Source organism: Alkaliphilus pronyensis, from assembly GCF_009017275.1.
Classification (GTDB): Bacteria; Bacillota; Clostridia; order Peptostreptococcales; family Natronincolaceae; genus Alkaliphilus_C; species Alkaliphilus_C pronyensis.
The window spans coordinates 50,829-64,415 of the sequence record NZ_WBZC01000031.1 but is presented as its reverse complement, the minus strand read 5'-3'; the positions used below and the strand labels follow the sequence as shown (position 1 = coordinate 64,415).

Sequence of the window (13,587 nt, the reverse complement as noted above, 5' to 3'; positions counted from 1 at the left end):
AGAGTGAAGAGTTAAAAACATAATCAAAATTGAAAATTGAAAATTGAAAATTGAAAATTGAAAATTGAAAATGGAAAATTGAAAATGGATAATTAAAAACACATAAAAAGAAATGTTCAATGCTGAATGTTGAATGTTGAAAGAAAAGGCAAAAAAACTTGAAAACAGAAAAGCAAAAACATAAAGAAAGCTTAAAATAAAAAAATCATATAAATAGCATAAAAATCCAGCAGCTTTGCTGGATTTTTATTAGTACATTACCCAAAGTTTAAATAACCTGTAAAAGTAAAGTAACTCCTTCTATTTCATTTTCTAACTCATGGCATTCGGCCTGTTGGCTTTTTATATAGCTTTCAAATAGCTGTGCTTTTTCTGGATATTTTTCCTTCAACTCATTGGCTCTCTTTATTATTAATGATTGTTGCTCATTATTAATGTTTTCGAGTTCATTATCATTGATAATCATTTCATCAATCAATTTCACACCTGTTTTATCAAAAATCTTGAGCCACTGTTCTCTTGACGGATAGCTTTCATTAAAATCATCTTTCCCATATGCATCATCAATAAAAATGTATCCGCCTATTTTTACTGTATTTTTTAGCTTTTCTACTGTTTCTTCTGCATTTCCCAGCACATCTCCAACAGCTCCAAAAATAGCAATATCATAATCCTTCTCAATCTCTATTGATTCATTTATGTCTGCAACCTTGAAATCACACAAGTTTCCTACACCATACTCATTGGCCTTCTTTTTTGAAAAGTCTATAAACTCTGGAATAATATCAACTCCAGTAACCTTAAATGTAAATATCTTGGCTATATTAACACTTACAGCTCCTTTACCACATGCCAGATCTAGTACCTTAGTCCCTTCTGATATTTCTATATGTTGTGAGATCATTTTTGCAATATCCTTGGGTGAAGAGCCCAACTCCCATAAATCCTGAAGTAAATATGGAAGGTATGGAATTAGCTCTGTGGATTCTGCAGTTAATGATTTAGCAAGCTTTTCTTCTACATTTGACATAATATATTTCACCTCTCTACCTAATAATTATGTGGGAAGCTCTGTAGTTCTAAGTGGTAGTTTAAACATCCCTAAGTCATTTGATTTTCGCTAATATATACTTATTCAAAAAGTGGTTTTAACTCATAGGTAACATTATTACCATCTATATTAAACTCTATATACTTGTAGTTTTCTGATGGACTAATGTTTGTGTCATTATTATACTTCCCTGTTGAAATATAACGGACACCATCTTGAATCTTTACTTGTGCCTTTGTTCCACCATATAAAACATATATGTTTTTACCCTTTTCTGCTTCTTTAGTAAGGGTTTCTGTAAATAGCTTTAGCTCCAGTTGGTCTGAAAACCCATTATCACCCCATACAGGACTAGGTAAGACAATAAAAATGTTTTCTTTTTCAGTTGTATTTAATTTATTAATAAGCCAAGGCCATTGTTGAAAGTCTGTAGCTCTAAAACCTCTTTTGCTATTATTCATTTGAATAAAGAGATTGTTTTCAAACTCCTCTGCCCTGTAACCCTCCTTAGCCTCAAGGTAGGGTGCTGTGATTTCTTCTGAAACAGCTTTATTTACTGTGTTTGTAAAAAGGGCATATTGTGCCTTGCTATTAATCTTATTAATAACTCTATTTGATACCATTCTATCTAAAAGAGTTTCTTTATTGAAATTAATACCGGAATGAACAAATAGTTTTGTTCCCTCGGTTTCTGCTGGTCCGTTAGCCTTATCTATTATTTGGGGATTGTTAATTAGCTTATCTGTCATTGTCAAAGGCAGTTGATACAGGGCCTGTAAATCATCAAATAATAGGCTTCCTGTTTGTTTTTCCTTTGGGTCTGTTTTTACTACATAAAGTCTATCTATAGCCACTGGATATTTAATCTTAGTAGGTATGGCAGCCTCTATGTATTGCCAGCCTGTCCAATTAATTCCTTTAGCTAAATCAATTACATGCTGCTCCCCATTATCGTCAACTAACCTTGCCCTTATCCAGTGGGGGGCATTATCATTTGAGTGTACCCAAACACCAATTTTACTAGGTTTGCCTTCTGCCTTTATCCCACCGTTACCATATTCAATGTAGGCAGCCCTCGTAGCATCGGTTTTACTAAAGTCATACTCAAGCCTTAAAGAATGCTTTCCTGTATATGGATTGTTGTCAAGCTTTATTGCACCCTTCACATCATCAGGATATTTTGTAAAGGTTCCCCTTATGGCCTCAAAATTATCTAGTATTTTTTTGTCACTGCCTATAGCTACTATAGCATTTGTAGTCTTATCCCTAAAGGCAGCTTCGATTACGGTTTCCCCAGAAGCTGTATTGGAGGTGTATTTTCCACCTTTAAAGCTACCTAGGCTATATAAATCTTTAAATATTACATCTCCAGCAAATATAGGTACTCTATAGCCTAAGTCTGTTACACCAGTTATGAAGAAATTAGCGCTGCTGTTATTATTTATCTGTAGAGTTCTAGGGTTCATTTCAATATGGGATAGGTTGTCTAAAACCTCAAAGGCAATATCTGTTGTTACCCCTTGATATTCGACAGTGACAACTGTTTCCCCAGCCTCTTGTGATAAAAATCTATTATTTTCCACTGTTCCAGCACCTGATTTTATCCAATACTTAACATTGTCATAGTTTATATTAATGGGATTAAAATACATGTCATATGCCTTAAGGGTTATTCCTCTTGACCCACCCTTAATAACATTGTAGTTTTCAGCCTCTGCAATTAAGCCATGAACAGCACCTGTTGCGGTTTTTGAAACAACCGCCAGCCCGTTTACTATTCTTCTTTCCGAGCCATCGGATGGATAATTTATAACACTAGAGCTATGCTCTCCTAGATTCCTCTTAGTCATGGTAGTGGATCCGCCACCATCCATAATTATAGCTTCATGGCTTCCCAATTCAATCAACAGTTTGGCTAACTGCTTACCATCTACCCCTTTAAAGGAGGCATGTCTGCCATCAACAGTCAGTAATATTAATTGCTGTCGATTTTTTGTTATACCTATTGCTGTTCTGGGATTATTACCTGAAACATTTTGTGTAAAGTCAGCAACCTTCCCATCCTTTACTAGGATTGTTCCGCCACCCATTGCCAGCTCTATTCTCTCTATATTTGGTTTAATATCGGTGTGTAATTGAATTATTGTGCCTACCTCAATTTTTTTCAATTCCTCCGCCTTTGGTCCAGCGGAAAGGATAATATAGCCATTTCTAGGTATATCTATAGCTTCTTTGCCCTTCCTTACTTCTGTTACTACATCATCAACTACAACCACCTCAACCATGTCCTTAAGGTCTTCTGTTGCACCAACTGATTTTTTGCCCCAGTTTCCATCTATCAGCATTATTTCTTGGTACATCCATCTATATTTATTAATTGAACCAATTTCAATTTTCTTACCTTTATCTGTTGTTATATATAATTCATAATCCCAGTAATCTGCAAATGCTTGACCATTATCATTTATGTAAAAGCTAGCTAGCTCTTCGTTGATAACTGGACTACTGATGATTTCTCCCTTTTCTACTATAGTACCGGTGGGTGAAGCTACCGGAGTATTCATAAAAAAGAAATCTCCATTAATTGCTCCAATAACCTTGTCTTCCTTCTTAACCATTGATGAAAGGGTTTCCTTTGTTGATAATCCATTTTCACTCTTAAGTATTTTCAGCTCCGTAGTTTTATCTGTTAAATCCACATAAAGAACGTTAGCATTTAACCATCCATCCTTACTAAATCTCAATATATTCTGATGGATAACTCCTGGTGCAAGACGATCCGATTCAATTTTATCTATGGTAGCTTCATTACCATATACACTTGTTGATAGTAAAACAATCAGCATAAAAAACAAAGCTATTCTCTTTAAACCCTTATTTGTTCTTTTATTCACAAGGCACTCCTCCCAGTTGTCAGTCTTACATATATTACTAAGCCCATTATATCTGATTTATATAAAATGTCTATTACAGGGAGATTACATTTTAATGAATAAATGTAAATACATTATTCTCAAGGATTTTGCAAAAGAAAAAATGGTACAATTCAATGTTTAAACTGTACCACCCTTCATTTTATTACAAAAACTAAATACTTAATCTACATATTCTACCTGTAGACTTATTTTCTTTGGTAGCTCTGTAAGATTTGTTTTCGCTACTGTGTAGGGATAAGTAATTACTTGGGTCACCAGCTCCTCTGGCCTTGGGTCCTTAAATAATGCAAATACCGTCAATAATGTCTCATCATCTTCCTTTGTTAGTGTCATACCATCGATATCTACTGAATAACCCCCCGTGAGTTTTTCACCCCTTGTTACTACAACATAGATATCCTCATCAATCTTTATTGCAAGTGCCCTTTCCAGCATTCTGTATCTTGGTAAAATTTCCTGTATTTTCTGTGGAATATCTTGGTCTTCTACTATAACAAAGGCTACTTCGTCGTCACTGGAGAATAATTTTGGTACAACTTTAACAACCACTGCAACAATTAGAATTAGAACTAAAACTGCTATTATTAGTTTCCAGTTAACCTTTGGAAATTTCGGTAGTTTTAACTTCTTATTCATGTTCCTCACCCCTTTTTCCTGATCTATCGACTATCGGCTTCAATTAATGTTTATTCCTTCAGTTAATAAAATATTCAAAACTGAGAATAAGAAATTAAAACCCCCTCAAGTTTTTATCCTGAAGGGGTTAATATAGTTATGTTAAATCATTTTCTTTGTCATTGCAATTATAGCTTCAACTGTTAATCCATACTTCTCAAGTAATTCGTCTGGTTTACCAGACTCTCCAAAGGTATCTTCTACCCCAATTCTCTTAACTGGTACTGGATGGTTTTCAGCTACAACCTCTGTAACGGCAGAGCCTAAACCGCCAATTATATTATGCTCTTCTGCTGTAATGATTTTACCCGTTTCCTTAGCTGCCTTTATTATTATATCTTTATCTATGGGCTTTATGGTATGTATGTTAATTACCCTAGCTTCAATACCTTCTTTAGACAGTGCCTCACCTGCGGCCAGTGCTTTGCTAACCATAATTCCTGTGGCAATTATAGTAATATCATCTCCTGCCCTTAAGGTCACACCCTTACCAATTTCAAAATTATAGCCTTCATCGTTTATTACTGGCACACTGGGTCTACCTAGCCTTACATAAACTGGGCCCTCTTTTTCTGCCACCGCAAATATTGCTTTTTTAGCTTCTACTGCATCTGCCGGAACTATAACCGTCATATTAGCAATAGCCCTCATACATGCAATATCCTCTAATGATTGATGTGATGCGCCATCTTCACCTACTGTTAAGCCTGAATGGGTAGCACATATTTTAACATTCAATTTGGGATAAGCCACAGAATTCCTTATTATTTCAAAGGCTCTACCGGTGGCAAACATTGCAAAGGTGCTTGCAAAGGGAATTTTACCTGCTGCTGCTAAGCCAGCTGCCATACCTATAAGGTTTTGCTCTGCTATTCCTACATTAAAAAATCTTTCTGGGTATTTCTTGCTGAATCCATGGGTTTTAGTGGACTTAGATAAGTCAGCATCTAACACAACTACATTAGGATTGTTTTTACCTAGCTCAACTAATGCCTCACCATAAGCATCTCTAGTTGCTATTTTATTTATCATCTACAATACACCTCCCAGTTCCTTTAATGCTTCTTCAGCCTCTTCTTTTTTGGGAGCATTACCATGCCAACCAACTTGATTTTCCATAAAGGAAACTCCTTTACCTTTAATGGTTTTAGCTATTAATACTGTTGGCTTGTCTGTTATACTCTTTGCTTCCTCAAAAGCTTCAATTAGTTTATTTAAGTCGTGTCCATCACATTCAATTACATGCCAGTTAAAGGCTTTAAATTTCCCAGCTATACAATTAATAGCCATAACTTCGTCATTAGGCCCATCTATTTGAAGTCCATTATAGTCAACAATTGCTGTTAAGTTGTTTAGCTTAAAATGAGCCGCCGCCATAGCAGCTTCCCAAACTAATCCCTCTTGAAGCTCACCATCACCTAGTAGTGTATAAACCCTAGAGTCTCTTTTGTCTAATTTATTGGCCAAAGCCATTCCACAGGAGGCTGAAAATCCCTGTCCCAACGAACCTGTTGACATTTCTACTCCGGGAGTTCCCTTCATATCTGGATGTCCTTGAAGCATAGAGTTTATTTTTCTTAAGTTAAATAGCTCTTCTTCTGGGAAGAATCCTTTTTCTACTAGGGTTCCATATAATACTGGTGCACCGTGGCCCTTTGATAAAACAAAACGGTCTCTATCTTCCCAGGCTGGATTCTGGGGGTCTGTCTTCATTACATGAAAGTAAAGAACTGTCATAATATCTGCTGCCGATAGGGAACCACCAGGATGTCCTGAGCCAGACTCCGTCAGCATTTTTATAATATTTTTCCTAATTGATGTTGCTTTTTCTTTTAATGCATCATAATTATTCATTATTTACTTATTCCTCCTATCAGTATTGTTGTACCCTATACTAGTTCTTCTTAATCTCCTTAAAGCCTTCACCTAAAACCTCATGAATAGTTGTAACCATAATAAAGGCCTTATCATCTATTTCATAGACCAGCTTCTTAAGCTTCGCCACCTGTGCCCTATTCACCACACACAAAAGTATATCTCTTTTTGTACCTGTATACAACCCTTTCCCCTCTAGGGCTGTGACTCCTCTTCCCATTTCATCAATTATCCTTTTTGCAATTTCATTTGGACTGTTGGATATAATATAAAATGCTTTAGCATAGCTAAGTCCCTCCACAATAAAATCTGCTACTTTAACTAATATGTACAGAGCTATAATAGAATATAAGGAGGTTTCGATGTTTTTTTCAACCAAGCCAGCAGCCGCAACAATAATTAAGTCTAGTAGCATCATTAGCTTAGCTGTGCTAATGGTAGGGAAAAAATGATTTAATATAGCACCTGCTAGGTCGGTACCTCCTGTTGTTCCTCCATATAGGAAAACTAAGCCTAGACCAACCCCCATAATAACTCCACCATAAATACTGGATAAGAGCAAATCCCCCGTCAGCATTGCTCCACTTCCAAACATAATTATAAAAAGTCGTATAAAGCCAGATAATGCAATGGTTGCATATGCTGTCTTAATACCAAAAAGTTTACCTAGCACATATATACCAGTAATAAACAGTGGTATGTTAAAGGCTAGGTTTGTAACGTCTATAGGTATTCCCGTTAGTTTTTGTATTAGTATTGCTAAGCCTGTAACTCCACCTGGAGCAATAGTATTTGGTTCAAGAAAAAAAATAAGACTTATTGCCATTAATCCACAGCCAATAGTAATTCCAATATATTCAATGATTTTTCTGTTTTTATTACTCATTACCATTCCATCTCCCCCATTTATCCCTTTAATACAAACTTTACTAAAAACTTAGGGAGCAAAAGCATTCTTTTATAACGTTTTGGTTCTTTTATTAGTCGGTAGAACCATTCTAAGCCTAGCCTTTGAAATACTATGGGGGCCCTTTTTGCTGTTCCAGCATAAATGTCAACACTTCCACCTACTCCAATAGCCAACTTGCATTTTAATTTATCTTTGTTGTCATCTATCCAATGCTCTTGCTTTGGCGAGCCTAAGCAAACAAATAACACATCAGTACCAGAGCTATTTATTTCATGTATTATCCTTTCATTCTCATTACTTTCAAAATATCCGTTGCATACCCCTGCTATCTTTATTCCCTTATATTTTTTGCTTATGTTTTCGGCAGCCTTTTCTGGTACATTGGGTTTGCCACCAAGAATATAAATAGATTTATTATTAGTGCTACAATGCTTCAAAAGCCTATCTGTTAAGTCTACTCCTGTTACCCTTTCTTTTAATCCTAAGCCCTTAAGCTTTGAAGCTAGAATTAAGCCAATACCATCTGGTACTACGAGGTTTCCTTCCTTAAGTATATTAAATAATTTCTTATCTGCTTGTGCCAGCATAACAATTTCTGGATTAGGGGTATAGACCTTCATAAAATCATCTTGATTTATAAATCCAATAAGCTCCTCCATTGCTTCATCTACCGTTACCGCATCTATTGGTACCTTCAGTATTTCTACTCTTTCCCTCATTTTACTCACCCTCTTTTACAAGCTGTTGCAATATCTGTAGGTTCATTTCTGTTTTTTGCTTCATAGCTTCCTTTGCCTTCTTTAGCTTTTCTATATATGACTCCCTATTATTTAATACTCCTTCTATTATTGTACATAAATGAATGAAATCAAGCTTTTCAACATTACCTCCGTTTTGCTGTGATACAATTTTTAAGAAGCTGTTAATTTTAGGGTCATACTCTAAACCAACCATTGGTACTAATGCTATTGCTGCAAAGATTAAGGCATGGAGCCTCATACCTATTAATAGGTGGAAGCTGCTAATTATGCTTAAAATTTCCTTTGGTGTATAGTATTTATCTAATATCTTAGCCTTCGTTCCCATCATAGCTGCTATTTCATAGGATATTTTAATATCGTCAGGGTATTGCATTGGAATAAATATCACTTGGTAATTCATTTTGTTCAAATAATCTGCAATTTGAGCCACTACTTCCTTATGGGCTTCCTCCTTCCAGCTTCGTACCGAAATCCCTATTAGCCTCTTCTCCTTAGATATATCCTCCTGCTGAAGAATTATATCGATAAGATGCTGGTCTAATAGCTGTAGATTGAAGGCTGTATCTCCTGTTACTGTTATATTTTTATTAACCCCTATAGACTTCATAAGCTCTTTAGATTCAAAATCTCTGACTGTAATTGAATCAACATTATTTATTACATAAGCAGCCAGCCTTCTGTTTATGGTGTTTTTTACAGGGCCAAAGCCATTTCCATAAAACATAACTTTTTTCCCCATTTTTTTTGCAACATAAACAATTGCCAGATAATATATTAAGGAGCGACTACTGGTTACATCCTGAAGAATTGAACCCCCACCGCTAATTACAATATCTGACTCCTTTATAGCCCTTAAAACCTTAGTAAAATCGTTTCTACTAACTGCTTTAATGTTATATTTGTCTTCTGTATCTTTAGCCTTATAGGTCATAGCAGTAATTTCTACATCATTAATGCTTTTTTTAAGCTGCTCTACAATAACCTCTAGTATAGCTTCATCTCCTGTGTTTTGAAAGCCATAATAGCCAAATAAGAATACCTTCATCCGTTGCTCTTCCTCTCCCGACATTAAATTTTCTTTTGTCAGTTACTTTTCTACTTCATCTACTACAAACACCGTTGTACTAACCTCATACAAATTAGTGTATACCTTTAAAGGCATGCCGACACGAACTTCCTTTGAGCCTATAATAATGTTTCTATCATTTACTGTACCAAAGCTTTTGACTGTAATTAACATATCATATTTACCTGGTATTTCTGACTTTACAACTTTGCCATCCTTAGTTTCTACTAGCTTCTCTGCTCCATTAACCTGTTTGTCTATTATTTCACCAATAAATCTATTATTCTGTGAAGAGTAAAGCATATCCCCCACTTGAATTGCTTCGGTTGTAACATTCCTTACTTCGTGTATAAAAAGTTGTAAATGTATTTCAGATTCTTCACTGTTGGCTGGTTGAACTTCATTGTAGCGTTGGTAACCCCAGAAGCCACCATATAATATTATAACAATTATTAATAAATCGAAAATATTTATTTTACCAAAAATTCTTCCTTTGTTGTCTATAAGCTTCATTTTGAGTCACCCCTCAACAGTTTATAGTATACCTCAATGGTTTGTCTTGTGGTTTCTTCAACAGAGTATATCTGATGCACCTTATCTCTAAAGAACTTTCCTCTGTTTATTATTTCTTCTTTAGGTAATTGTAGTAGATTAATAATGTCTTGACTTAATTGATGGCTTGACTCTATTGTGTTAATTCCTCTCCCTGTAAAGTTTGTTCCGAGAGCTAATTCAAAGTTTTGTTCCGAAAGTATTCCCATGTAGCCTTCTCCACCTGCTATAATTACTGTTTTTTCTATTGCCATAGCTTCGATAGCAGTTCTACCTACTGCAATAACAGCATCGGCTATATTTAGGATATTGTGAATATCTGTCCTTTTTCCTGTTATCTTTACTATATCATGACTATTATCTATTTTACTGGCAAGTTCTTTTATTTTATTTAATCCTTCTCCATCACCGACTATAATAACTTCTATATCATTAAATGCTTCCTGTAGCCTTGGTGTTATTTCCACAACCCTAGCAGCAAGCTCTGCCAATGGCCCATCTAGTCTACTGACATAGACAACTTTTTTACTTTTTTCTCTTAGAGAAAGCTCCTTCATTATGTTATTATCCTCAATATCAGGGCTGAATCTTTTCATGTTAATACCATTAGGTATAACAGTTATTTTATCCTTTTTAACATCAAATCTATTTATTAGGTGCTGCTTTACATCATCACTAATTGCTATTACTTCATCACCCCAAAAAGTTAAATGCTTCAATGGCCACCTATAGGTAAAAAGTGCATGGGAGGTGGTCATGAAGGGCACTTTTAATCTAGCACTAATTAGCCTTGAAATTAGAGCTGCTATTCTTCCATGGGTATGGATTATATGGGGTCTATATTGTTTTACTGTATCATAAAAGCACTTTATGGATACAAGCATATCCTTTGGACTTTTGCTATTTAGTGGACTCTGTACATGCTCTATATCATAGTTTTGCAATTCATCAACATAAATACCCCCGCTAGACATAACTATAGGTTGGTGTCCCATTTCCTTTAATTGCTTTGCTAGCTCTGTAACATGGGTTTCCGCTCCACCAATATCAAGTCCTGTTGTTGGTAGAAGGACTTTTAACTTATTCATATATTAACGCTCCTTCGATATTTAAATAATAACAGTTTATCGAAAAAAAGACTTCCATTCAATTTGGAGGAAGTCCTATAGGTTATAGAGTAGCTAAGTCTATTGCTGAATAGTATAGGCTCCCTTAACCATCAATATAGCATCTGTTGTAGCAATTACCCCTCTTCCGTCATCTCTAGGGATTATCAACAGGTGGTTAGTTGGTATAGATTGATCTTTGCCTATATCATATCCTTCTGTAACATTAGACAATCCGCCTAGCTCACTTACAATAGCCTTTGCTTTGCCACTTCTTAATATTAGCTCTGTTCCCCCACCAGTAATAAGCCTTTCACCGTTTTTCAACTCAACAACTTTAAAGGTACTTGCCGCCTCACTTGGTTGACCTGTTTCATTATTAGCAAGCTTTTGGTCTACATAGTATTTGAACTGCTCTATTCTTTGCTCAACATATGATTGTGTTACTAAAGGATCTTCTGTAGAACCAGGCTCCCCTTGATTAGCATATACGAACTGTGCAACGAAAAGTAAAAATCCTACAACTAAAAGTGAGGTTAATATCCTTTTTCTTTGAGTATTCAACATATGTACTCCTCCTTGTTATCTCAGCTCAAATAGCATCTGTGTCCTTCTTATTATACTACACTATTTCCAATAATTAAAGAACTACCTGGAGCTATGGCTTCTATTTAATACTGCTTGTATTTTATTGGTATATAAAGCTTTTTTACCATAGCCTTGAATGAAGCCTAATAAAAGGTTATACCTGTTGCTTAGCTGCCTAAACTGGTGGTATGAAAAGCCTTCAAGCTTAAGTATTTCATATATTTCTTCTATTTGCTGTAGGTTTACTTTAACAAAAACCTCTACTGCTGCGGCTTTACCCTTTACAAGTAGTCCCTTCCTTCGATTAAGGGATATGAAGCCGTCAAACTCCATAGACTCTTGAGTCTTAAAGACATCTAATAGCTTAATTTTTCTATTAAAGGTCTTTTCATCTAGTACCATAGCAACATTTACTAGTTTAGGTATTATAGGACAGTTTATCTCATACATGTATATATTATCAAAGCTAGGGTTCCATTGCTTTAGCACCTTAATTATATTAACGGTTGTTTCTACATGGTCACTGTGGGCATCAATTAGAAAGGGTGTATAAATAACATCTGGCTTCACCTTATCTACAATGCTATAAATACGCTTTTGTAAGCTTTCTGATGGTTGTATACTACCATCCACCTCATTCATAAAATATAATTCATTAATGCCTATAAGCTCCTGAATTTTTTTAGCCTCCTGCTGCCTAGCCTTTGTAATTTCCTCTTTAGGCAGCTCTGTATTACTACCACTTCCATCTGTTATATATACACAATGGATAGAGCTATTATCTTCAACATGTTTAAGCAGTGTTCCCCCAAGACCTATAGTTTCGTCATCTACATGGGGGGCAATTACTAAAACCCTTTCCCTTTTACCCTCCTGCATGTTTTCAATAGAGTTATTATTCCTTTCACTCCACCTATAGTAATTCCATAATATAGCATAATTAACTACAGCTATGGGATATTTTACTATTGCTTTAATTATATCTTTTACCATATCTTTTCATTCCTTTAATAGGTATCTGTTTCTATTGGCATAAGGTACCAGTTGCTTTTATTGTATAATAGTTCATCTAGGCTATTATCAAAGCCTTTAACAGCAAAGGGTATACTTCCTTTAGTCTTAATGAAACCTGCTTTTTTTAATATAGGTGTTTGCTGCATATGCTCTAAGCCCCACGCAGCACCATAATCCACCTTGTTTTCTTGAAAAAACTCTACAGCCTTACTTATTAACTCCTCTGTAGCTGTGCTGTTTAAAGCTATCAAATCAACTATAGTACCCACCTTCATTGGATATTTACCCCTTACCCTTTTCTCTTCAAGCTTTAAGACTATATAACCCATTAGCTTTTCATCTGTAGCTTTAAAAACCCTGTAATTAATGTCTGGATGACTACATATTCGCCAATTAAGATACTGGCTGTCACGTACTGTTAAATTTTTAAACCTATCCTTAAAGCTTAACCATAGCTCATTAAAGCCTTTATCGAAGTCATTTACTTCATTAATTTTATATTTGTAATCTGTTTTTAATTTGCTTTTTTTTATTATTCTCAGCAAAGTATTTATTGGCTGTGAGAACAGCTTTGCCAAGGTTTTATTTTTTATAAATATAGCAACAAAGCCATTGGCATTAATAACCTTAACATATACAGGTATTTTACATACTAGTGTACCACCTAGCTTTTTTAAGATACCCTCAAGGGTTGAAGGGCTAGGGAAGCTATATCTAAATTTAATACTCTTTTTCTCTCCCAACTCATAGGAATAAAGAGAAAGCTTTTCATAATATCCCTGCCGTCTATAATCCTTATGGATCATAGCATCAATTGATTGCCCCCCTGTAATATTATCTTCTCCAATTTTCATTGCTGATGGCAATAGGGTGCATTGTCCAATAATTTCATCTGCTTCTTCTGCTAGTGCAATAGTTGAAGTATTGAAGGGGTTATCTCTAAACTTCCATAGCCAATGCTCCATACTTCTGTCCATTTTAAATATATCGTTAAATAGCTTTAGTATTTTAGCCTCATCACCTGGTTTATACTCTCTTATTAATGCCATTACT

General features: G+C 35.2%; 13 protein-coding genes. All 13 read right to left on the bottom strand.

What is annotated here, in order from left to right:
* Positions 1-268: 268 nt before the first annotated feature.
* On the bottom strand, positions 269-1,030 hold the full coding sequence (locus tag F8154_RS09565) for a class I SAM-dependent methyltransferase (protein WP_151861401.1): 762 nt from the start codon (positions 1,028-1,030) through the stop codon (positions 269-271).
* Between the two features lie 101 nt (positions 1,031-1,131).
* Positions 1,132-3,945: a phosphodiester glycosidase family protein gene (locus F8154_RS09560; RefSeq protein WP_151861400.1), complete on the bottom strand. Its 2,814-nt coding sequence runs from the start codon at positions 3,943-3,945 to the stop codon at positions 1,132-1,134.
* Positions 3,946-4,146: 201 nt separating this feature from the next.
* The gene (locus F8154_RS09555; RefSeq protein ID WP_151861399.1) at positions 4,147-4,623 is read right to left on the bottom strand and encodes a protease complex subunit PrcB family protein; all 477 of its coding nucleotides are present in this window, start codon (positions 4,621-4,623) and stop codon (positions 4,147-4,149) included.
* Positions 4,624-4,764: 141 nt separating this feature from the next.
* A complete protein-coding gene (locus F8154_RS09550; RefSeq protein WP_334296202.1) occupies positions 4,765-5,691 on the bottom strand; it encodes a transketolase family protein in 927 nt (308 codons plus the stop codon).
* Between the two features lie 3 nt (positions 5,692-5,694).
* Positions 5,695-6,516, bottom strand: a complete 822-nt coding sequence (locus F8154_RS09545; protein ID WP_151861397.1) for a transketolase — start codon at positions 6,514-6,516, stop codon at positions 5,695-5,697.
* Positions 6,517-6,556: 40 nt separating this feature from the next.
* Positions 6,557-7,429 carry a YitT family protein gene (locus tag F8154_RS09540; RefSeq protein WP_151861396.1) on the bottom strand — a complete coding sequence of 291 codons (873 nt, stop codon included), beginning with the start codon at positions 7,427-7,429 and terminating at the stop codon, positions 6,557-6,559.
* Between the two features lie 14 nt (positions 7,430-7,443).
* Positions 7,444-8,166 carry a WecB/TagA/CpsF family glycosyltransferase gene (locus tag F8154_RS09535; RefSeq protein ID WP_151861395.1) on the bottom strand — a complete coding sequence of 241 codons (723 nt, stop codon included), beginning with the start codon at positions 8,164-8,166 and terminating at the stop codon, positions 7,444-7,446.
* Position 8,167: 1 nt separating this feature from the next.
* Complete coding sequence (gene csaB / locus F8154_RS09530) at positions 8,168-9,253, bottom strand: polysaccharide pyruvyl transferase CsaB (protein WP_192930237.1); 1,086 nt, start codon at positions 9,251-9,253, stop codon at positions 8,168-8,170.
* Positions 9,254-9,295: 42 nt separating this feature from the next.
* Entirely contained in the window at positions 9,296-9,787 is a 492-nt protein-coding gene (locus F8154_RS09525; protein WP_151861393.1) for a DUF4330 domain-containing protein, read from the bottom strand.
* Positions 9,784-10,914, bottom strand: coding sequence for a glycosyltransferase (locus F8154_RS09520; protein WP_151861392.1), 1,131 nt, complete (start codon positions 10,912-10,914; stop codon positions 9,784-9,786). The genes F8154_RS09525 and F8154_RS09520 overlap by 4 nt, the downstream gene beginning before the upstream one ends.
* A 99-nt stretch (positions 10,915-11,013) precedes the next feature.
* Positions 11,014-11,499 carry a hypothetical protein gene (locus F8154_RS09515; protein ID WP_151861391.1) on the bottom strand — a complete coding sequence of 162 codons (486 nt, stop codon included), beginning with the start codon at positions 11,497-11,499 and terminating at the stop codon, positions 11,014-11,016.
* A gap of 81 nt (positions 11,500-11,580) precedes the next feature.
* Positions 11,581-12,513, bottom strand: a complete 933-nt coding sequence (locus F8154_RS09510) for a PIG-L deacetylase family protein (RefSeq protein WP_151861390.1) — start codon at positions 12,511-12,513, stop codon at positions 11,581-11,583.
* Between the two features lie 14 nt (positions 12,514-12,527).
* The gene (locus F8154_RS09505) at positions 12,528-13,583 is read right to left on the bottom strand and encodes a GNAT family N-acetyltransferase (protein WP_151861389.1); all 1,056 of its coding nucleotides are present in this window, start codon (positions 13,581-13,583) and stop codon (positions 12,528-12,530) included.
* Positions 13,584-13,587 lie beyond the last annotated feature (4 nt).

Coding starts and splice junctions, on each gene's coding strand:
- F8154_RS09565 (WP_151861401.1), bottom strand. CDS start 1,030: ATGTCAAATGTAGAAGAAAAGCTTGCTAAATCATTAACTGCAGAATCC.
- F8154_RS09555 (WP_151861399.1), bottom strand. CDS start 4,623: ATGAATAAGAAGTTAAAACTACCGAAATTTCCAAAGGTTAACTGGAAA.
- F8154_RS09545 (WP_151861397.1), bottom strand. CDS start 6,516: ATGAATAATTATGATGCATTAAAAGAAAAAGCAACATCAATTAGGAAA.
- F8154_RS09540 (WP_151861396.1), bottom strand. CDS start 7,429: ATGGTAATGAGTAATAAAAACAGAAAAATCATTGAATATATTGGAATT.
- F8154_RS09535 (WP_151861395.1), bottom strand. CDS start 8,166: ATGAGGGAAAGAGTAGAAATACTGAAGGTACCAATAGATGCGGTAACG.
- csaB (WP_192930237.1), bottom strand. CDS start 9,253: ATGAAGGTATTCTTATTTGGCTATTATGGCTTTCAAAACACAGGAGAT.
- F8154_RS09525 (WP_151861393.1), bottom strand. CDS start 9,787: ATGAAGCTTATAGACAACAAAGGAAGAATTTTTGGTAAAATAAATATT.
- F8154_RS09520 (WP_151861392.1), bottom strand. CDS start 10,914: ATGAATAAGTTAAAAGTCCTTCTACCAACAACAGGACTTGATATTGGT.
- F8154_RS09515 (WP_151861391.1), bottom strand. CDS start 11,499: ATGTTGAATACTCAAAGAAAAAGGATATTAACCTCACTTTTAGTTGTA.
- F8154_RS09510 (WP_151861390.1), bottom strand. CDS start 12,513: ATGGTAAAAGATATAATTAAAGCAATAGTAAAATATCCCATAGCTGTA.
- F8154_RS09505 (WP_151861389.1), bottom strand. CDS start 13,583: ATGGCATTAATAAGAGAGTATAAACCAGGTGATGAGGCTAAAATACTA.